The organism is Luteimonas sp. Soil_C_5, from assembly GCF_057656615.1.
Genome location: NZ_JBDGKA010000003.1, coordinates 716,833 through 735,778 on the forward strand (window position 1 = coordinate 716,833; position 18,946 = coordinate 735,778).

The 18,946-nt window shown below is 69.6% G+C and carries 19 protein-coding genes and 1 tRNA gene; 6 read left to right on the forward strand and 14 right to left on the reverse strand.

What is annotated here, in order from left to right; genetic code table 11:
• Nucleotides 1-81 precede the first annotated feature (81 nt).
• On the forward strand, nt 82-927 hold the full coding sequence (locus AC3A5K_RS11625) for a hypothetical protein (protein WP_487617676.1): 846 nt from the start codon (nt 82-84) through the stop codon (nt 925-927).
• Nucleotides 928-989: 62 nt separating this feature from the next.
• Here the strand turns inward: AC3A5K_RS11625 and AC3A5K_RS11630 are convergent, their stop codons facing one another.
• The 7 genes from AC3A5K_RS11630 to birA all read right to left on the reverse strand — a co-directional run bounded on the left by AC3A5K_RS11630 (nt 990) and on the right by birA (nt 5,367).
• On the reverse strand, nt 990-1,193 hold the full coding sequence (locus AC3A5K_RS11630; RefSeq protein ID WP_487617677.1) for a CsbD family protein: 204 nt from the start codon (nt 1,191-1,193) through the stop codon (nt 990-992).
• A gap of 238 nt (nt 1,194-1,431) precedes the next feature.
• Nucleotides 1,432-1,590, reverse strand: coding sequence for an entericidin A/B family lipoprotein (locus AC3A5K_RS11635; RefSeq protein ID WP_487617678.1), 159 nt, complete (start codon nt 1,588-1,590; stop codon nt 1,432-1,434).
• A 156-nt stretch (nt 1,591-1,746) separates the two neighbouring features.
• Nucleotides 1,747-2,670 carry an arginase gene (gene rocF / locus AC3A5K_RS11640; protein WP_487617679.1) on the reverse strand — a complete coding sequence of 308 codons (924 nt, stop codon included), beginning with the start codon at nt 2,668-2,670 and terminating at the stop codon, nt 1,747-1,749.
• 110 nt (nt 2,671-2,780) lie between these two features.
• Nucleotides 2,781-2,856, reverse strand: a tRNA-Thr gene (locus tag AC3A5K_RS11645).
• Nucleotides 2,857-2,887: 31 nt separating this feature from the next.
• Nucleotides 2,888-3,622 carry a hypothetical protein gene (locus AC3A5K_RS11650; protein WP_487617680.1) on the reverse strand — a complete coding sequence of 245 codons (735 nt, stop codon included), beginning with the start codon at nt 3,620-3,622 and terminating at the stop codon, nt 2,888-2,890.
• A 9-nt stretch (nt 3,623-3,631) separates the two neighbouring features.
• Nucleotides 3,632-4,375 carry a type III pantothenate kinase gene (locus tag AC3A5K_RS11655; protein WP_487617681.1) on the reverse strand — a complete coding sequence of 248 codons (744 nt, stop codon included), beginning with the start codon at nt 4,373-4,375 and terminating at the stop codon, nt 3,632-3,634.
• On the reverse strand, nt 4,372-5,367 hold the full coding sequence (gene birA / locus AC3A5K_RS11660; protein WP_487617682.1) for a bifunctional biotin--[acetyl-CoA-carboxylase] ligase/biotin operon repressor BirA: 996 nt from the start codon (nt 5,365-5,367) through the stop codon (nt 4,372-4,374). The genes AC3A5K_RS11655 and birA overlap by 4 nt, the downstream gene beginning before the upstream one ends.
• 257 nt (nt 5,368-5,624) lie before the next feature.
• On the opposite strand from birA, the gene AC3A5K_RS11665 reads away from it, so the two are divergent.
• Together AC3A5K_RS11665 and AC3A5K_RS11670 are read left to right on the forward strand one after the other, a co-directional pair.
• On the forward strand, nt 5,625-5,900 hold the full coding sequence (locus AC3A5K_RS11665; protein ID WP_487617683.1) for a hypothetical protein: 276 nt from the start codon (nt 5,625-5,627) through the stop codon (nt 5,898-5,900).
• Between the two features lie 16 nt (nt 5,901-5,916).
• Entirely contained in the window at nt 5,917-6,669 is a 753-nt protein-coding gene (locus tag AC3A5K_RS11670) for a M90 family metallopeptidase (RefSeq protein WP_487617684.1), read from the forward strand.
• Nucleotides 6,670-6,833: 164 nt separating this feature from the next.
• Here the strand turns inward: AC3A5K_RS11670 and AC3A5K_RS11675 are convergent, their stop codons facing one another.
• From AC3A5K_RS11675 to dusA, 5 genes are all read right to left on the reverse strand, one after another.
• Nucleotides 6,834-8,252 carry an ATP-binding protein gene (locus AC3A5K_RS11675; RefSeq protein WP_487617685.1) on the reverse strand — a complete coding sequence of 473 codons (1,419 nt, stop codon included), beginning with the start codon at nt 8,250-8,252 and terminating at the stop codon, nt 6,834-6,836.
• A gap of 77 nt (nt 8,253-8,329) precedes the next feature.
• Nucleotides 8,330-9,016, reverse strand: a complete 687-nt coding sequence (locus AC3A5K_RS11680; RefSeq protein ID WP_487617686.1) for a response regulator transcription factor — start codon at nt 9,014-9,016, stop codon at nt 8,330-8,332.
• Between the two features lie 55 nt (nt 9,017-9,071).
• The gene (locus AC3A5K_RS11685; RefSeq protein ID WP_487617687.1) at nt 9,072-9,560 is read right to left on the reverse strand and encodes a PepSY domain-containing protein; all 489 of its coding nucleotides are present in this window, start codon (nt 9,558-9,560) and stop codon (nt 9,072-9,074) included.
• Between the two features lie 7 nt (nt 9,561-9,567).
• On the reverse strand, nt 9,568-10,479 hold the full coding sequence (locus tag AC3A5K_RS11690) for an arginine deiminase-related protein (protein WP_487617688.1): 912 nt from the start codon (nt 10,477-10,479) through the stop codon (nt 9,568-9,570).
• Complete coding sequence (dusA, locus tag AC3A5K_RS11695) at nt 10,476-11,471, reverse strand: tRNA dihydrouridine(20/20a) synthase DusA (RefSeq protein WP_487617689.1); 996 nt, start codon at nt 11,469-11,471, stop codon at nt 10,476-10,478. Before dusA ends, AC3A5K_RS11690 begins: the two co-directional genes overlap by 4 nt.
• 150 nt (nt 11,472-11,621) lie before the next feature.
• Here dusA and AC3A5K_RS11700 point away from each other — a divergent pair, with 150 nt between their 5' ends.
• The 3 genes from AC3A5K_RS11700 to AC3A5K_RS11710 all read left to right on the forward strand — a co-directional run bounded on the left by AC3A5K_RS11700 (nt 11,622) and on the right by AC3A5K_RS11710 (nt 17,381).
• A complete protein-coding gene (locus AC3A5K_RS11700; RefSeq protein ID WP_487617690.1) occupies nt 11,622-12,029 on the forward strand; it encodes a hypothetical protein in 408 nt (135 codons plus the stop codon).
• A gap of 328 nt (nt 12,030-12,357) precedes the next feature.
• Nucleotides 12,358-15,156: a TonB-dependent receptor gene (locus tag AC3A5K_RS11705; protein WP_487617691.1), complete on the forward strand. Its 2,799-nt coding sequence runs from the start codon at nt 12,358-12,360 to the stop codon at nt 15,154-15,156.
• Nucleotides 15,157-15,308: 152 nt separating this feature from the next.
• Entirely contained in the window at nt 15,309-17,381 is a 2,073-nt protein-coding gene (locus AC3A5K_RS11710; protein WP_487617692.1) for a metallophosphoesterase, read from the forward strand.
• A gap of 45 nt (nt 17,382-17,426) precedes the next feature.
• On the opposite strand, the gene AC3A5K_RS11715 is transcribed toward AC3A5K_RS11710, so the two are convergent.
• Both AC3A5K_RS11715 and AC3A5K_RS11720 read right to left on the reverse strand, forming a co-directional pair.
• A complete protein-coding gene (locus tag AC3A5K_RS11715) occupies nt 17,427-17,879 on the reverse strand; it encodes a hypothetical protein (protein ID WP_487617693.1) in 453 nt (150 codons plus the stop codon).
• A complete protein-coding gene (locus AC3A5K_RS11720) occupies nt 17,876-18,649 on the reverse strand; it encodes a hypothetical protein (protein WP_487617694.1) in 774 nt (257 codons plus the stop codon). Before AC3A5K_RS11720 ends, AC3A5K_RS11715 begins: the two co-directional genes overlap by 4 nt.
• Between the last annotated feature and the right edge of the window lie 297 nt (nt 18,650-18,946).

Here is an 18,946-nt window from a genome sequence, read left to right on the forward strand (position 1 = left end):
GACCGGCCCCGCCACCCGCGCCTCGACCCCGCGCGCCGCGCCCGGGCGTTCAAGTCAGGACCCGCCACCCGGAGCACCGCCATGCACCCTCGTCCCCTCCGCCGCCCCGTCTTCACCGCTGTCGCCGTCCTGGCCCTCGCCCTGCTGCTGCCGGCCGCGACCCAGGCCCGGCGCCCGATGCCCGAGCCCGATCCGCTGGTCGCGATGACCCTGATCGATCGCGACACCGGCGCGTCGCTCGTCACCGCGTCGCAGCGGGGCACGCACTGGGTCGCCGGCGAACCCGGCCGCCCCTATGCCATCCGCCTGACCAACACCACCGATGCACGGCTGCTGGTGGTGCTGTCGGTCGACGGCATCAATGCGGTCTCGGGCGACACCGCGGATCCGTCGCAGGCCGGCTACGTGCTGGCGCCGCGACAGACGACCGAAATCGCAGGCTGGCGCAAGTCCTATGACGACATCGCGGCCTTCGTCTTCACCGCCCTGCCCGACAGTTATGCCGCCCGCACCGGGCGTCCCGACAACGTCGGCGCCATCGGCATCGCGGTCTTCCACGAACGGGCGGTGCCACGCCCCGCAAACCCGGCGCCGATCGCGCGTGGACAGGCGGACGCCATGCGCGCGCCTGCCCCGGCGTCCGAAGCCGCATCGGCTTCGCAGCCATCCGGCGATGCGCGTATGGAACGCGCGATGCCGGCCCAGCGCATCGGCACCGGCCACGGCGCGCGCGAATGGGCCCCGGTCACGCAGACCGCCTTCGTGCGCGCGACGCGTCACCCGGCACAGGTCTCCACCCTGCGTTACGACGCCCCCGATGTGCTGGCACGCATGGGGCTGCAGCCCTGGGCACGCGACCGCACCTCCGTCGCGGCGCCGCGCGCGTTTCCCGGCGGCTTCGTCGCCGATCCGCCTTCGCGCTACTGAGCCCCGGAACGCAAACGGGCCGGCGTAAAAGCCGGCCCGTCTGGAGGGATCAAACAGTCGCGTCAGTCGTTGAGCGTCTTCTCGAAGTCCGCCACTTCCTTCTCGGCGCGATCGCGTTCCCAGCCGTACTTCTCCTGCAGCTTGCCCGCGAGATACTTGCTGTCGCCGGCTGCGACATCGAACACGTCGTCGGTGAGGTCGCCCCACTTGGCCTGCGCCTTGCCTTTCACCTGGGTCCACTTGCCGGCAATGATGTCTTTGTTCATGGCGATTTCGTCCTGTCTTGGATTGAAGGGCAACGCGGGCGCTGGAAATGCGCACTGCGACGTCGCGATGCCATCCTTGCGCACGCACCATCAAACGGGAGTCGTGGAAACGTAAGGCGGCTCGTCACCTCGCTGAGCAACGTCGTCACGCTCTGCAGTCCGCAGCCGAAGACCTTCCGGGCGCGCAAAGAAAAAGGCCGGCAATGCCGGCCTTTTTCATGCGATGAATTGCGTTGGATCAGGGGCGCGTGGTGGTGCCGCCGGTGTTGTTGGCGCTGTCTTCCACCTTTTCACCCACCTTCTGAACGTCCTGGCCAGCACCCTTCATGGTGTTGCAGGCACTCAGGGTGCCAACGGTGAACAGGGCAAGCAGCATCAGTGCGGTCAAACGCTTCATTGGATTCTCCAGGGATTCCGGTTTTCGTTGCGAACAGCTGCGGACCTCCGCAACCATGGCGCGACTATAGGAACCTGCCTCGTGAAAGCCGCGTGCATCGCACGCCGTGCGTGGCGCCCTGTTCAACCAGGCGCGCACCGCGTGAAGCCGAGGGCCTCAGTCGCGCATCAAGGTCGACTTGCCGAACAGGCTTTCGACCAGGTCGACCGCCAGTTCCGCCGTCGTATTGCCATGGTCCAACGCGGTGTTGACCTCGACGATGTCGAGCGAGCCCAGACGACCGGTGTCGGCGATCATCTCCATCACCAGCTGGGCCTCGCGATAGTTGATGCCGCCCGGTACCGGCGTGCCCGTGCCGGGCGCGATCGTCGGATCGAGGATGTCGACGTCGAAGCTGACGTGCAGATGCGTGTTCGCATCCATGCCGTCGAGTGCCTGGGTCAGCACCTGGCGCATGCCGACTTCGTCGATGTAGCGCATGTCGTAGATGTCGAGCCCGTGCGCCTTGACCATGCGCTTCTCTTCCGGATCCACCGAACGGATGCCGATCTGCCGGATCTGCCCCGGCGTGATCGCCGGCACGTGGCCGCCGATGCGGGTGAGCACGTCCGGTCCGATGCCGCACAGGCAGGCGACCGGCATGCCGTGGATGTTGCCCGACGGGGTGATCTGCGAGGTGTTGAAATCCGTGTGCGCATCCAGCCACAGCACGCGCAGCGTCTTGCCCTGCGCGCGGCAGTGGTTGGCGACCGCCGCGATCGAGCCGATCGCCAGGCAATGGTCGCCGCCCAGCATCACCGGCATCCGGCCCTGGGCGAGTTCGGCCGTCGACGCCTCCAGCACCGCGGTGTTCCAGGCGATGACCTCGTCGAGATGCCGGTAGCCGGCATCCGGACCCAGCCAGGGATTCTTCGGCCCCTTGAGGTCGCCGCGGTCCACCACGTCGACGCCGCGCGACGCCAGCGCCTCGACGAGGCCGGCCACACGCAGGCCTTCGGGGCCCATCGATGCACCACGGCGGCCGGCGCCGACATCGGTGGGCACGCCGAAGATCGAAACGGGTCGGTAGGACTGCTGCATGGCGTCTCCTCGGAATGGGGCGCTGACGCAGCAGGCGCCGTCGACTGGACGGCGGGCATCGGTGGGCGATGCGGCGCGCCAGGTGCGGCACGCGTAGGGCTGCGTCGGAATGGTGCCGGCACCCGGATTCGAACTGGGGACCTACCGCTTACAAGGCGGTTGCTCTACCAACTGAGCTATGCCGGCGTCGACATGCGGCCGGAGCCGCGCGGGAATTCTAACCCGCAAGCCAGGATGCGTTGCAGTCCCGCGACTCGACGCGCGCGGCGCCGACCTGCGACCGCAGGGTTTCCGCGGACGCGCCTTCGGCGGCCATGACGTCGAGCCAGTGGCGTACGAGCACGCTGCCCAGCGGCTGCGCCTCGGCTTCGAATCCGGCGTCGCGCAGTGCCCCGGCGCGCGACCGCGCGGGGGCCTCGCTGCCGAAACGGCCCAGCGCGACGCCATTGGCTTCGTCGCCGTCGCCGATCACGTAGTAGTCGTTGAAACCGGCCGCGAGCAGACGCACGACCACCGCATCGGCCGCGGCGCGATCGGGCAAGGGCGCCATCCAGACCCGCCAGCCGCGCGGCGTCTCGCTGACGTCGCGCAGGGCCGTCCGCACGGCGATGCCGTCGAGGCGATCGCGGGCGGCCGCCTGTGCGGTGGCATCGGCGAACGGGCCGAGGGCGAAACATCGCGGGGGATCGGCAGCGACGCGGGCCGGCACCGGTTCGGGCGCTGGCGCAGGGGGCGGCTCCGCCGCAGTCGCCACATCGGCGGTGGACGCGTGTCCAGCCGCGTCCGTCGGCCCGGGCGTTGCGACATCGACCGGCTCGCTGGCCAGCAGCAGCGTGCCCGGATCGCTGGCGGCGAGCGCATGCGCATCGCCCGCGTCGCCGCGCACCGCCCACCAGGCGGCGACACCGAAATTGAGGATGACCAGCAGAACGAGCAGCGCGCGCAGCAGCATGTGGCGATCCTAGGCCGTGGCGGCGGGGTTGGCGCGGTACCAGCGAGCCAGGCCGTCGAGCACCAGATCCGGGCGCATGCGCGCGGTCGGCAGATGCGCATGCAGCTCGCGGGCACCGCCGCCGTGCAGCAGCAGCGCGGGACGCCCGCCGACACGCGCGGTCGCCTGCACCAGGCTGCGTTCGACCAGCGCGACCGCCGCGCCTTCGCAGCCGGACGCGAGCGCATCGTCGGTGTCGAGCGCGAACTCGGCATAGGCGCCGCCCGCCGGCGCCAGTTGCGCGACGCGGCGATGCAGGGCTTCGCGCATCAGCGTCGGCGACGGCGCGATGCGTCCGCCGAGATGGCGTCCGTCGACGTCGACCAGATCGATCGTCAACGCGGTCCCGACGCCCGCCACGACGACGGGCCCCGGCGATTCGGCGCGCGCGGCCAGCAATGCGAGGAACCGGTCGACCCCCAGGCGCGCGGGATCGGCGTAGGCGATCGTCAGGCCATCGAGGACAGCGTGGGTGCGGGCAGCGATCACCTGCGCGCCGCGCGCGGCGAGCGCATCCAGCAGCACCGCACGGAGCGCCGGCGAGGCCACGCTGGCGACCACCGCGGTGTCGACCCGCAGCGGCAGCGCCTCCAGCCACTCCGGATCCAGGCCACCGGCGGCATGCGCCGTGCCGGACACCGGGCCGATGCCGTTTTCGTGCAGCGGCGCGTACTTCAGCCGCGTATTGCCCAGATCGAACAGCCAGACCGTCATTCCCGAACTCCTGTACGGACACTCACTTCGCCGGCGTGGAACGCCTGCACCTCTCCATCCGGACCGCGCAGCGCGAAGGCGCCATCCACCGCGACGCCCGCCGCCACACCGACGATGTGCCCGCGCCCGGTCTGCACCGTGACTTCGCGCCCCTGCAATGCATCGATGGCCGCGAACCGCGGCAGGAACGGCGCCAGGCCTTCGCGGTCGAACTGCGCCAGCGCCGGCAGCCACGCACCGAGCAACGCGGCAACCACTGTATTGCGCGGTGGCGGCACACCGCCGCCCAGTGCCGACAGATCGATCCAGGGCTGATCGATCGCCGCCGCGTCCGCCTGCGGCATGCGCACGTTGAGGCCGATGCCGAGCACCGCGCGTACAGGGCCCGCATGTTCGCCGCCGCCTTCGACCAGCACACCGCCGAGCTTGCGCAGCGTGGTCCCGTCAGCCACGACCAGATCATTGGGCCACTTCAGTCGCACACTATCGATACCGAGCCCGTGCATCGCCTCGACGGCTGCAATGCCGGCGACCAGGCTCAACCCGCCCAGCCGCGCCAGGCCGCCTTCGAAACCACGCTGCACCGACAGATACACGTGCGCGGCCAGCGGCGATTGCCAGTGGCGCCCGCGGCGACCGCGGCCACCGGTCTGGCGTTCGGCCAGCAGGACTTCGGCCTGCGCACCCGGCATCGGCCGGCGCAGCAATTCGGCATTGGTCGAATCGAGCGTCCAGGCGACTTCGAGCCCGGTCATGGCAGCACGGGCATCATTCGACATCGCAGCCCGGATCGCGTCGGCATCGAGCAGGTCCAGCGGATGCTGCAGTGCGTACCCGTGGCCACGCCGCGCGACGATCGCCACGCCCGCATCGCGCAGCAGCGCGATGCGCTTCCACACGGCGGCCCGGGTCTGCCCGCTTTCTTTCGCAAGCGCATCGCCCGACACCGGGCCATCGATCAGACGCTGCAGCAGCGCGCGTTCCGCATTCACCCGCGTCGCTCCAGGCGCGGCGCGACACGAAGCTGCGCGGTGACGCGCGAGGGCGGAAGACGGACAGGCATGGCCCCGATTATCGACGAGTGGGCGCGCGCTGTCGCCGGCGCGGCAGGCGCGACCGGGCGTGTCTCCGATCCGGATCGCGGCCCGGGCCAGGCCTTGCACGTCCGCTTCGCGACGGACCTGCGGGTGCAAGCGGCCTGCGCTATAGTGCCGGGCTGTACGCGCTCGTTCTCTCGCCGGGGTGCTCGATGTCCGTTCGACCGATCTTCTGCGGATTGCTGCTCGCGGCCTGCCTGCCGGCCGCCGCACGTGATGCGCGTGCCCCCGACGCGGCCGATGCCCCGCCCTGTCCGTCGGGCTCTGCCAATGTGGCCGACGCCAGCGAGCCGGCGTTCTCCGGCCATCGCCGCGCCCCCGCAGGCAGTGCCTCCAAGGCCCGACCGGCCGCGAGCGGTGGCGTCGACGGCGAAAGCCCGACCCGCGGTCCGCGCTGGCACAGCTTCCTGCCGGGCATGTTCCGCTGATCGAGGCTGTGGCGTGGTGAGGTCCCTGTTCCGTCGGCTGTGGTCCAGCGCGCCGCCCGCGATCGCGCCGCAGGACTGGTCACCGGTCGTGCGTCGCCTGCCCTGGGTTGCAGCGCTGGATGCACCGCGCGCGGCGCGACTGGCGACCCTTGCGGCCACGTTTCTGCATCGCAAGACGATCACGCCGATCGGCGACCTCGTGCTGTCGGACCAGGACCGCATCGCACTCGCCGCGCTGTGCTGCCTGCCATTGCTGGAATTCGGCGAGGAAGGCCTGCATGGCTGGTCGCAGCTGATCGTCTATCCCGACGCCTTCCGCGTGAACCGCACCCACGTCGATGCGGCCGGCGTGATGCACGAATGGGACGACGAACTGATCGGCGAATCCTGGGACAGCGGACCGCTGGTGCTGTCCTGGGCCGACGTGCAATCCGACATCGCCGAGCCCGACGCGGGCTTCTGCGTGGCGGTGCACGAGATGGTGCACAAGCTCGATGCGCTGGACGGCCTGCTCGACGGCACGCCGCCGCTGCCGCGCGACTGGCAGAGCACCTGGGCGCGGGATTTCCAGCAGGCCTTCGATGACTTCGTCGCCCGGGTCGATGCCGGCGAGACCCCCGCCCTCGATCCCTATGCGGCCGAGGCGCCGGAAGAATTCTTCGCCGTGTGCAGCGAGTATCACTTCAGTGCGCCTGCTGTGCTGCGCGAAACGCTGCCGCAGGTCGCCGCGCATCTCGAACGTTTCTACGGGCCGTCGTCGCTGGCTTGATGGGGCCGCGCATGTTCCTGCGGCACGTCTATCTCCGCGCGCTCGCGCTGCCCTCGGCAGAAACGCTGGACGGCCTGGTCGATTCGTGGATGACGCGTTTCCGAGCGCACGCCAATGGCTCGTCGTCTGCGCGGGAATGACCTCCCCGCCGACGCAGCGTTGCCTCAGAAGCCGGGCGGCAGACGGACCGAGAAACAGGCGCCGCCGAGTTCGTCCGACCGTCCGACCTGCAGTTCGCCGCGGTAGCTGTGCACGATGTCCTGCACGATCGACAGGCCGATGCCGTGACCCTGCACGCGTTCGTCGCCGCGCACACCACGCTGCAGCACCGATGACACCCGGTCCGCCGGAATGCCCGGACCGTCGTCCTCGACGATCAGCACCAGCCCCGGCCGGCGGTTCGGCGCGCTCTCGCCTTCCTTGACCGTCAGCAGCACCCGCCCGCGCGCCCACTTGAAGGCGTTCTCGAGCAGATTGCCGAGCAGTTCCTGCAGGTCGCCGGCCTCGCCGTGGAAGCGCGCGGCAGGATCGATCTCGAACTCGCAGACCGCGCCCTTGGCCGTATAGATCTTCTCCAGGCCGCGCACGATCTGCTCGGCATGCGGCTCGATCTCGATCGCCGCCGAAAACAGTTGATGGCCGCTGGAGGCCGCGCGCGCCAGCTGGTAGGTCACCAGATCGGTCATGCGCTGCAGCTGCGCTTCGACTTCCTCGCGCAGCTCGGCTTCGCCGGTGCCGGCGTCGAGGCGCGAACGCAGTACCGCGAGCGGCGTCTTCAGACTGTGCGCGAGGTCGGACATCGTGTTGCGCTGACGCGCGAGGTGCTCGCGCTCGCTTTCGATCAGCGCATTGATGCTCTCGGTCAGCGGCTGCAGTTCGCGCGGATGCTGCATGCCCATGCGATCCGCCTGGCCACGCTGCACGCGCACGAGTTCGTGTTCGACCCGGCGCAGCGGCCACAGGCTCCAGCGCACGATCAGCGCCTGCAACAACAGCAGGATCACGCCGGCGATACCGAGGTTGACCCACAGCGCCGCGCGGAACACGCGCACCTGGCGCGGCACGATGCCCGCATCCTCCATCACGTAGATCGTGTAGGCGAATTCGGTATCCGGGCGTCCTTCGGGCGACCACAGCAGGCCGATGCCGTAGCGATAGACCTCGCCGGCCGTGCCATCGCTGCGCACCATCGGCAGCGGGCCGTCGAAGCGTTCTTCGCGGGCGCCCAGCATCACCGCCTCGGGCAGTTCCTGGCCGGAAGCCGAGCGCGACGACCAGGCGTCGTTCGGCAGCACTACCTCGGCATAGAGGCCGCTACCGGGCCGCGAGAAGCGATCGTCGGGCGGGGATTCGGAGGGATAGATCTCGCCGCCACGCAGGAACTCGATGTCGCCTGCGTAGGCGTACACGTAGTTCTTCAGTCGTTCGCGCTGACCTTCGCCAGCCACGTCGATAAAGGCCCGGTCGAGCGCGTAGCCCGCCAGCGCCAGAAACGCGAGCAGGCCGACACTGGCGGCCAGCACCTGGCGCGCCTGCAACGAACGGGGGCGCCAGCGCGAGGGGCGTCGTCGATCACCAGCCATGGGACATCATAGTCCGGCCGCCGCACGCGCTGCCGATGCACGCGGCACGGCAGACGCGGTGGCACACCGGAATGCGATCAACCCTCGGTATTGCGCGGGATCGCGAAGCGATAGCCGCGGCCGCGCACGGTCTCGATCGGCTTCAGCGCGCCATCGGGATCCAGCTTCTTGCGCAGGCGACCGATGAAAACTTCCAGCACGTTCGAATCGCGATCGAAATCCTGCTGGTAGATGTGCTCGGTCAGATCGGCCTTCGAGACCAGCTCACCGGCATGCATCATCAGGTACTCGAGCACCTTGTACTCGTAGCTCGTCAGATCGACGTTCTTGCCGTCGACGCTCACGGTCTGCGCCGCGAGATCCAGCGTCACCGTGCCGCATTCCAGCGTCGGCTTGCTCCAGCCGGCAGCGCGGCGGACCAGCGCGTTGATACGCGCCAGCAGCTCTTCGACGTGGAAGGGCTTGACCAGATAATCGTCGGCGCCCTGCTTGAGGCCGTCGACCTTGTCCTGCCAGCTCGAACGCGCGGTCAGGATCAGCACCGGAAACTGCTTGCCTTCCTCACGCAGGGCCTTGATCAGCTCCATGCCCGACATTTTCGGCAGGCCGAGATCGATGATGCCGACGTCGAACGGCACCTCGCGTCCCATGTACAGGCCTTCCTCGCCATCCTGGGCAGCATCGACGGCAAAGCCTTCGCGCTTCAGGCGCGCGGCGAGCGTTTCGCGCAGTGGGGCTTCGTCTTCGACGAGCAGGATACGCATGAGTCAACTCCGGTCGAACGGCCGAACCGGCCGTGAATGGGGCGAGAATGCAGGATCAATCGTCGTCGCCGCGTGCACGCACCGCACGGCGGCGCTGCTGCGGGTCATCGACGTAGATCCTGACGCGGCCGCTGTCGTCCATCACCTTGACCCGGTTGAGGTCGCGCCCTTCGGAGTGCATGCGCTCGACGCTGAGGACGCGTCCGCGGGTGCTGCGCTCGATGCGCCGCACCGAGTCGGACATCGAGTCCTGCACGCGTCCGCGGCCGGCATCGGGTCGCGACATCGAGGCGCGCATGTCCGGCGTGGTCCGCGCACCTGCCGGCGGCGGCGTGTCGAAACCGGCCGCCTGCACCGCTCCCGATGCCACGAGGAGGGCGGCCAGCAGACATCGGGACGACAGATGGCACGACGGGACGGGCACGGCCGCTCCTGGGAAATGACGGAGATAACGTATTGAATGGTCGAGCAAAAGCGGTGAATCCGTCCTTAACTTTTCGTTGACATTGCTGTCCTCGTTCAGCTTCGGCCGCGATTCGATCATGTGCGCCTCAGTAGATTTCCGCAATGCAGCACCGGAGCGAGCCGCCGGCGGCCTCGATCGCATCCAGCGGCACCGCCTCGATTTCGAAGCCGGCGGCAGCGATCGCCTGGCGCGTCCCGGCATCCAGGGACGCCGCTGCGCCGGCGCTCATCCATACCCGCTCCGGAGTGAGCGCGATCGCATTGGCGGCGAACGCCGCCTGCTGGCGGCCGTCGAGTGCGATGCCATGCGGCGCGTAGCCGTCGACGATGGCGTCGGCCACCGCCGGATCGGCGAAGCCGTCGCGGCAGACCAGCGCCGCGCGCCCGGCCAGTACCGCCAGGACGACATTGGTGTGGTATTCGCCCGGCGCCAGATCGAACACCAGCGTCGCGCGCAGGCCGAAGGCGTCGTGCATCAGACGTGCGCCCTCGGCATCGCAGCGCGATGACAGTCCGCAGAAGCCGAGTCCGCGGGCACGGTCGACGACCAGCGAACCCGTCAGTTCGCAGGCGTGCGGCTGCTGCGACAGGTCGATCAGCCGGTAGCTCATCAGCTCGCGGAGGAACCCGCGGATGTCCTCGCGTGCGGCTTCGCGCTGTCGCACCGGGTGATGCATGCGGCCGACGATCGCATGCCCGGGCACGGTGGCGAACACGTTGTTGGGAAACAGGCCGTCCGGCGCATCGTCCGCGCCGGGAAAACAGAGCGTCGGCAAGGCGTCGGCCATGCGGCGATGCAGGGCGCGGTGCTGGGCGTGCGCACTGCCGGCGTCGAACGCCGCGGCCTCGGCCATGTAACGGTTGTCGCGCGCCGAATCGTCGGCGCGGACGAAGCGGTCCGGAGACACCAGAAAAGCGCCTCGCGGTGTCGCCGCCGCGGCATCGGCCGCGAGGCCTGCGGCGACGGCGAAGAACGCGACGGGATCGCGCGTGATCATGCGGCGGTGCGCGTGCGCACGTCTTCGGTCGCCGCGATGGCGCGTTCGACCAGTGACCAGTCCGCGCCGGGACGGTGCCCTCCTTCGCTGAGCACCTGGCGGAACATGCGGCCGCCGGGCTGACCCTGGAACAGGCCGAGCACGTGACGGACGATGTGCTTGAGCGCGACGCCTTCGGCCATCTGCGCCTCGGTATACGGGCGCAGCGCGCGCAGCAGATCCGCGCGCGGACGCGGCGCACGTCCGGTCATCGTCGCGTCCGCCACATGCAGCAGATAGGGATCGTGATAGGCCGCGCGCCCCAGCATCACGCCGTCGACGAGACCCGCCTGCGCCTGGATGGCTGCCAGCGTCGCGATGCCGCCGTTGAGCACCACCGGCAACGCCGGACGCTCCTGCTTGAGTCGATACGCCCAGTCGTAGCGCAGCGGCGGCACGTCGCGGTTTTCCTTCGGCGACAGGCCCTGCAGCCAGGCGTTGCGCGCGTGCACGACGATCATCGCCGCGCCGGCCGCCACGGCGCCGTCTACGAAGGCGCGGAATACGGTGTAGTCGTCGTCCTCGTCCACGCCCAGCCGGCACTTCACGGTCACCGGCACGTCGCTCGCGGCCGCCATCGCCGCGACGCAGTCGGCGACCAGGGCCGGCTCGCGCATCAGACAGGCGCCGAAGCGCCCGGCCTGCACCCGGTCGGAGGGACAGCCGCAATTGAGGTTGATCTCGTCGAATCCGTGCTCGGCCGCGATCCGCGAGGCTTCGGCCAGCGACGCCGGCTCGCTGCCGCCGAGCTGCAGCGCCAGCGGCGCCTGCTCGGGCGTGGCGGCCAGCAATCGCGAACGGTCGCCATGGATCACCGCCCGGGCGTGCACCATTTCGGTGTACAGCCGCGCCTGCGGCGCGAGGATGCGGTGGAACTGACGGCAGTGCACGTCGGTCCAGTCCATCATCGGCGCGACCGAGAGCCGGATCGTTTCGAGGTCCACCACGTTCATCGGTTTCCTGGTTCCAGAGACGAGATCCGCACGGACGACACGCCCGGCGATGCCTCGGGCACACCCGGTGTGGCAGGGTGCCCGCGCGCCGGACGTCCGGCGCAGGCGGCCCGGATGGCGGCCTGCAAGTCTGCGACCCGGGAGCTGTACATGGTATTTCTCTACGCCTTTGCTGTGTTCGCCCTCGTCTGGAGCCTGGCTGCGATCCAGCTCGCGCCGCGCGTGCGCAATGCCGGCACGCTGCTCGCGTGGGTTGCCGGTGGACTGGCCCTGGCCACGGCCGCCTGCGTCGTCTACGGCGCCTACGGCATCGCGCGTGACGGCGACTGGCTGTCGATCTCCACGGCCCAGGCGCTGCACACGTTGCTCGGCGAAGGCAGCCTGGCCATGCGCCGCTCCGGCTGGACCGCGCTCAATCGCGCCGCCGGGATCTATCTCAACGCGAACATCGGCTGGACGCTGCTGGCGCTGTGCCTCGTGCAGTTCCAGTCGATCGGCTTCTGGTCGCGCATCGCCGAAGCGCGGCGTACGCGTCGACGTCGCGCAGCGCGCGGCTGATCCCGACAGCGCCTGCGCGTCGGCGTCACCGCTTGGCGCATCGCGCATCGCGCATCCACAACAGATGGCGGCCTGCGCCGATAGCCGCCCGCTCCGGCGATATCCCACAGATCCATCCGGGCCCTCATCCCGCGGCGGGACGCAAAGACCGCGTCGACGGACGCTGCGCGTGCGCACGCCGGGACGTCGCCGTGCGCGGAACCGACATCCGCGCGAAATCAAACCAACACATTCGGTCTCTAGGCTGCGCGGCTTCACGCATGGCGGGCCATCCGGACACGTCCGGACGCGGCCTGCTGCGCGGTCCTTCGACTTCCACGAGAGCAGCATGACGTATCGCCACCGCCCGTCCCTCCGATCGATTCCGAAAACCCGCGTGCTGAGCCGGCTGATCCAGGGCGTGATCGCCGCGGGCGTGACCGCGCTGCCGATGCAGGCGATGGCGCAGGACGCCGGGGATGCGCAGGCCGGGATCCACCATCTGGACACGGTGCAGGTCACCGGCACCTACAGCCGCAGCCTCGAGCAAGCGGTGGACCTGAAGCGCGACAACGTGGGTTTCTCCGATTCCATCGTCGCCACCGACGTGGCCGATTTCCCCGAACAGAACCTCGCCGAGGCGCTGCAGCGCATGCCCGGCGTGACCATCGAGCGCAACAAGGGCTTGGGTTCGCGCGTCAACGTGCGCGGCCTGCCGTCCGACTACACGCATGTCTCGATCAACGACCTGGCGACGGCGTCGGGCAGCGGTGGCCGCGAGGTCGAGTTCGACATCTTCGCATCCGAAATCATCCAGCAGGTCACCGTGCAGAAGTCGCCGACCGCGGCCGACGAGGAAGGCGGCATCGCCGGTTCGGTGAAGATCTCCACCGCGCGTCCGTTCGACTACAGCACGCGTCAGCTGGTCGGCTCCATCGAAGGTGCGCACAACTCGATCTCCGAGGAAGTGGACCCGAAGGTCTCGTTCCTCGCCTCCGACACCTGGGGCGACTGGGGCGCGCTGGTCTCGTTCTCCAAGGCCAAGCGCACCAACCGCACCGATGCGACCTCGGGCATCAATTTCCGTCCGATGTCGCGCTTCCTCGGTGCCTCGGGCGTGCGCGGCGCACAGGCCGAAGCCGTGATCGAGCGCGATACCGGGCGCCAGATCGGCAACCGCAACGACAGCGCGGAATCGAATCTGATCGTGTTCCAGGACAAGGTCGGCGATCGCGTGTTCCTCAACGAGCAGGACAAGTGGGGCGCGACCGCGTCGCTGCAGTACCGGCCCAGCCGCGACTTCAGCCTGACCTTCGACGCGCTGGTCGGCGGCTACGACACCACCGAAGACGAATACGACGCCGCCGCGTATTCGGCGTCGAGCCGCAGCACGCTGGAGACCATCCACGAATACGACGCCACCACGCTGGCCGAGCACGGCATCCTGGTGCTGCGCGACGTGTCCTACACCGCCACCCAGCACGAGTTCCTGAGCAAGGAACGCCGCAACGAGACCGACTTCCGCCAGTACAGCGCGGCGCTCGACTGGCGCGGCGACACCTGGTCCGTCGACGCCCTGCTCGGCTATTCGGGCGCGGAGAAGTCGCTGGACTACGCCAACCTCAAGCACGTCGCCTACGCGCCGTCGCGCACGCGCTGGAACGGGCGCAGCGGCGAGACGATCCCGAGCGCGTCGTCGGGCGGTTTCGACATGTATGCATCGCCCGAGCGTTATCTGTTCGAGGCCTACGAGACCACGCTCGAGCACATCACCGACGACAAGTACGCCGCCCAGGTCAACGTGCGCAAGACGCTGGACCTGCCGTTCCTGCCGGCGCTGCGCGACGTGCAGTTCGGCGCGCGCCACACCGACAAGTCCAAGGAACGCCGCTACGGCGAAGCCAAGATCGGCGGACCGTCGGCCGGCGACAACAGCTGGGTCAACACCCGCACGCTGGACGACAGCACGCTGCGCCCGATCGGCGACATCGTGCCGGGCGGCGCCTACACCGCGCGCGATCTCGACTGGCGCATGGTCGACAACGAAGAGGCGCGCAGCACCTTCCGCTACGCCGGCTTTTCCACGCCGTTCGACGACGCGCAGTACTACCGCGTCGACGAGCAGGCAACCGCGCTGTACGCGATGGGCAACCTGGCGTTCGATCTGGGCCGCGTGCCGGTCAGCGTCAACGGCGGCGTGCGCTACGTCGACACCTCGGTGACCTCGTTCGGCTACCACCCGGTGCAGAACCCGGATGGCACCACCGGCTACACCGATACGCCGGTGTCGATGGACGGCAGCTACAGCGACGTGCTGCCGAGCCTCAACCTCACCGCCGAACTGCGCGACGGCCTGCTGCTGCGCGCGGCCGCATCGGAAACGCTGATCCGCCCGGCGATGACCGACATCGCCTACAAGCGCACCGCGAGCTGGAGTTCCTACCGCTTCACCGACGGCAATCCCGAACTGAAGCCGACCTACGCCGACCAGTGGGAAGTGGGCCTGGAGCAGTACCTCGGCAACGGCGGCCTGCTGGCGGCCTCGTACTTCCGCAAGAAGATCGACGGCGTGGTGATCAACGCGCTGACCGGCGTGGTCGAGGACGTGCCGGTCTACAACGCCAACGGCACGCTCAACGGCATCTTCGATTTCGACGTCTACCAGCCGGTCAATGCCGCAGGCGCCTACGAGGTCGACGGCATCGAACTGATCGCCCAGCTGCCGCTGACGATGCTGCACCCGGCGTTCGAAGGCTTCGGCATCAATGCCAACTACACGATGCTCGACAGCTCGCTGGCCGGCGAATCGGATCTCGGCATCCAGACGCCGATGCCGGGCCTGGCCGAGAAGACCTGGAACCTGACCGCGTACTACGAGAATCCGCGCTTCGACGCCCGCGTGTCCTACAACCACAAGAGCGAGTACGTGGAATCGATCGGCTACAACATGTATCCGATCTATCGCGACGGCTACGGCCAACTGGACGTGTCGATCGGCGTGCGTCTGGCCGACAACCTCAAGCTCAGCCTCAAGGGCATCAACATGACCGACGAGGCGACGACCGGCTACACCATGGATCCCTCGTTCCCGACGATGTACGAACTGTCGGGCCGCCGGATCAGCCTGGGCCTGCGGGCGGACTTCTGAGCCCGCTGGACGCGCAACCGCGAACGCTCGTCTGCAGGAGGCCGCCCGCACAGGGGCGGCCTTTTGCGCATGCGCATCGCCTGACGGGCCTGCTGGCGGCGCTGGCGCTGTGGCTGCCGCTGGCAGCGGCGGCCGACACCGCGGGCAGCGTGGTGCCCGCATCGGGCCTGCAGGCACCGGTGCAGGTCGCCTTCATGCCGGACGTGCACTTCCACGACGTGTACGCGCAGTTCGATGGCGACGGTTTTCCCGGCATCGCCCTGCCCGGCAGCGGACACCACGCGACCATCCGCACGATGGACGCGCAGCTCTCGTCCACCCGGCTGTTCAACGAAAACCACTTCGCGTTCCTGGCCGCGCTCGACGATGCGGTCGCGCGCGGCGTGCGGCTGATCGTGTTGCCCGGCGATTTCTCCGATGACGGCCAGCCGGTGCACATGCGCGGCCTGGTGCGGATCCTCGACGACTACGCGGCGCGCCATGGCGTGCGCTTCTTCGTAGTGCCGGGCAATCACGATCCGGTCCGCCCGCTCGACGAACCCGGCGGCAAGCCGGATTACCTCGGACGCGATCCGGTCAGCGGCCACATCGGCCCGCATGCCGTCTACAGCCGCGGCGGCCATCCCGGCTGTGACGGCACAGCGCGTGCGCGGCGCGACCGCCCCGACACGCTGCACTGCACCGAAGACGTGCGCCACATGGGCTACGCCGGCATCACCGCCGCGCTGGCCGGACACGGCTTCATGCCGCGGCCGCAGGACCGTTACTACGCCACGCCCTACAGCCGCTACGGCGTAGCCGACTACACGCTCGCCACCGCGCGGGCGCAGGCCGACTGGACGACGCGCAGCGCGCGGATCTGCGCGGACGTATCGAATGCATCGGCCCCCGGTCTCTGCCGGGATGTGATCGATACGACCTATGTGGTCGAACCGGTCGACGGGCTGTGGCTGGTCGGACTCGACGCCAACGTCTATGTGCCGAACGGACCGGGCGCGAACGACTTCACCGGCTCCGGCAACCAGGGCTGGGACGCGGTGCTGCGCCACCGGCCGCACGTCGTCGACTGGCTGGCCGGCGTGGTCGCCGAGGGCGCCGCGCGCGGCAAGCAGGTGGTGGCCTTCAGCCACTTCCCGATGGCCGAGTTCTACAACGGCGCCTCGGACGGCATCGCCGGACTGCTCGGCCCGGGCAGCATGCAGATGGCGCGCCGGCCGTCCGACGCCACGACCCGCGCGCTGGCAGCGACCGGTCTGCGCGTGCACGTCGGCGGCCACATGCATTTCAACGACATCGCCGTGCGCGGCCGCTTAGGAGAGGACGTGCTGTTCAACATCCAGGCGCCGTCGGTGGCCGCCTACGTGCCGGCCTACACGCTGATGACGCTGGACGGCAGCCCGACGATCGACGTACGCACGGTGCGGCTGGACGCCGTGCCCGGCTTCGACACCTTCTTCGATCTCTACCGCGCCGAGCACGCCGGCAGCGCCGCGCCGCGCTGGGACGCCGACATCCTCGAGGCAACGGACTACCGCGATTTCGTGCGCCGCTATCTCAGCCAGCTGGTGCAGCGGCGCCTGCTGGATGCCGACTGGCCGTGCGCCTTGCGCGGCCTGGCGCGCAGTCCGCTGAGCGGCGCCGACCTGCTGACGCTGTCGCAGTTGCGCACGCCGGTCACGCTGGGGGCGCTTGCCAAAAGTTCCTCGCGCGCGCTGTTCGCCGACGACGTGTACACGTGTCTGGCCGACACCGGGTTGCGCGCAGGCGATGCAGACGCGTTCGACGGCGACCTGGCGGAAGCGCGTCTCCGCGCGGAATCGCTGGCGCAGGCCCACGGCCTGGCGCTGGATGCTTTCGCGAAGTGGCAGGCCTTCGATCTGGCGGTGGATTTCGTGCGCATCGCCCAGGCCGGAGACCTGGCCTTCGCCGATGTTCCGCAGGCGCGGGCCGCGCACTACGCCGTGCTGGCGTCGGCGCTGGGACCGGGCACAGCGGCCGCGCCCACGGACGATGCACGCCTCGATCCAGACACACCCGTCGGCGACTTCGTCCGCAGCCGGTTCGGGCCGCTGATGACGCTGATGGCGCGCGTCGCAGCAGGCGCGCCGACGCTGCATGTCGAACTGGATCTGGCCCGCGACCAGCTGATCGATCGCGCGCCGGCTGGCCCAGAAGCACCGACACGGATCCTGCCGGTGCCGTTCGCGGATCCTGCGCAGCGCTGATCCGCGGACCGACCCGTCGCGTCCAGCGCGACGCCCGGCCGGCGATCAGCGGTTGAAGGTTTCGGCCATCAGCGACGGATCGCGTCGCGGCGCATCGGTCGACACCGGCTGCACTTCCAGTTCCAGCCGGCCGAGCGGCAGGCCGTCCGCATCGCGTGCACTGCCGTCGACCACCCGGGCGCCGTGCGCGTCGGACTGGTCGACGATGCGCACGATCTCGCTCGAACCGTCGGGCCAGACCACGCGGAAGGTCTCGCCGGCCGGCAGGGTGCGGAAGGGTGTCGCGCTCTGCGCGCGGTGCAAGGCGGCGATCTGCGCGGCGCCCAGCGCCCGCTGCGCCTCGGGCGCCTCGGTGGTGGTCAGGGCGACCTGGGTGAGCTTCCGGTAGTTGTCGCCGATCGCATCCACGACCACACCGGCCACGGCGACCGAGTAGCCGCAGAACAGCGTCACCCAGAACCAGAAGCGCACGCGGCGCGACGTCATTCGCTTCGTCATTTCATCACCATTCCGACCCGTTGCCCGTCCACGAGCGCGTTCACCATGTGGTCCACCTCGTCCGCTTCGCCGGGCGACAGGGCCGCCTCGCGCACGAACGTCGAAAAATCCTGATCCGCGGTCTGTGCGCAGATGCCGCCGCTGGCGCAGTAGGTCGTCATCAGCGCGCCCTCGGGCGTGCAGTCCAGGCCAAGCCTGCAACCGGCGATCCGCCAGCCGAGTTCCGCAGCCTGGGTCCCGGCGAAGCGGCCGGCGAGCGCGACGTCGTCGACGGCCGCCAGACCCATGGCCGGCGCCAGCGCGGCATAGGCCTCCGGATCACGCGCGCTCTGCACGCGGGCGACCAGGTCGCGCCGGTACGCCGGGTCGTCTTCCAGCGGTTCGCCCATCGTCAGCAGCGCCGCTTCGGCCGCCAGGCTGCCGGCCGCGGCCGCGGCCTTCCGCAGTTCCACCAGCTGCACGAAGCTCAGCGTGTCGTCGGGCACGAAGCGCCCGCAGCGCGCGGCGACCCGGCTGCGGGCATCGCCCAGCGGGCGCGCGGCGCGCAGGGCCAGACTGTCGATCAGGGCGGTGTCGCGGTCGTAATCCGCCGGTGCGCGCGCGTAGCCGTCGCAATATTCGTGGACCCGGCTGACCAGCCAGCGCGCCTCGCCATCCCCGGCGTCGGCCGCGGGCTGCAGGCGCTGGGCGAATGCGAACAGGTCGCCGGTGCGTTCGAACTCCTGCTGCCGCGACACCCAGGCGCGCGCGGTCTGCGGGGTGGTGCGCACGGGTGACGGCGCGGTGTCGCCCGCGTCCAGGCCACGATGCGCAGCGCCCCGCCGCGGCGTGGATGACTCGGCCTGCGCTGCGATCGCAACGGGTTCCGACGCGTCTGCAACAGGCAGCGCAGCACCGCGCCAGCTCGACATCGAAGTGACGACGGCTCCCACGATCGCGATGAGGGCGAACACTCTGACCAACACGTGCGGTCCTGCGGCGGGCGGCCACGCGCCGGAAACGGCGCCAGCGGCGGCGAACGGGCGGAATTCTAGCCGATCGACGCGGCCGTCCGCCGGTCGGCACAG

What these genes read in the sequence shown, in the direction of transcription:
- AC3A5K_RS11625 (WP_487617676.1), top strand. Translation starts at nt 82, where the DNA reads ATGCACCCTCGTCCCCTCCGCCGCCCCGTCTTCACCGCTGTCGCCGTC.
- AC3A5K_RS11630 (WP_487617677.1), bottom strand. Translation starts at nt 1,193, where the DNA reads ATGAACAAAGACATCATTGCCGGCAAGTGGACCCAGGTGAAAGGCAAG.
- AC3A5K_RS11635 (WP_487617678.1), bottom strand. Translation starts at nt 1,590, where the DNA reads ATGAAGCGTTTGACCGCACTGATGCTGCTTGCCCTGTTCACCGTTGGC.
- rocF (WP_487617679.1), bottom strand. Translation starts at nt 2,670, where the DNA reads ATGCAGCAGTCCTACCGACCCGTTTCGATCTTCGGCGTGCCCACCGAT.
- AC3A5K_RS11650 (WP_487617680.1), bottom strand. Translation starts at nt 3,622, where the DNA reads ATGCTGCTGCGCGCGCTGCTCGTTCTGCTGGTCATCCTCAATTTCGGT.
- AC3A5K_RS11655 (WP_487617681.1), bottom strand. Translation starts at nt 4,375, where the DNA reads ATGACGGTCTGGCTGTTCGATCTGGGCAATACGCGGCTGAAGTACGCG.
- AC3A5K_RS11665 (WP_487617683.1), top strand. Translation starts at nt 5,625, where the DNA reads ATGTCCGTTCGACCGATCTTCTGCGGATTGCTGCTCGCGGCCTGCCTG.
- AC3A5K_RS11675 (WP_487617685.1), bottom strand. Translation starts at nt 8,252, where the DNA reads ATGGCTGGTGATCGACGACGCCCCTCGCGCTGGCGCCCCCGTTCGTTG.
- AC3A5K_RS11680 (WP_487617686.1), bottom strand. Translation starts at nt 9,016, where the DNA reads ATGCGTATCCTGCTCGTCGAAGACGAAGCCCCACTGCGCGAAACGCTC.
- AC3A5K_RS11685 (WP_487617687.1), bottom strand. Translation starts at nt 9,560, where the DNA reads ATGATCGAATCGCGGCCGAAGCTGAACGAGGACAGCAATGTCAACGAA.
- AC3A5K_RS11690 (WP_487617688.1), bottom strand. Translation starts at nt 10,479, where the DNA reads ATGATCACGCGCGATCCCGTCGCGTTCTTCGCCGTCGCCGCAGGCCTC.
- dusA (WP_487617689.1), bottom strand. Translation starts at nt 11,471, where the DNA reads ATGAACGTGGTGGACCTCGAAACGATCCGGCTCTCGGTCGCGCCGATG.
- AC3A5K_RS11700 (WP_487617690.1), top strand. Translation starts at nt 11,622, where the DNA reads ATGGTATTTCTCTACGCCTTTGCTGTGTTCGCCCTCGTCTGGAGCCTG.
- AC3A5K_RS11705 (WP_487617691.1), top strand. Translation starts at nt 12,358, where the DNA reads ATGACGTATCGCCACCGCCCGTCCCTCCGATCGATTCCGAAAACCCGC.
- AC3A5K_RS11715 (WP_487617693.1), bottom strand. Translation starts at nt 17,879, where the DNA reads ATGACGAAGCGAATGACGTCGCGCCGCGTGCGCTTCTGGTTCTGGGTG.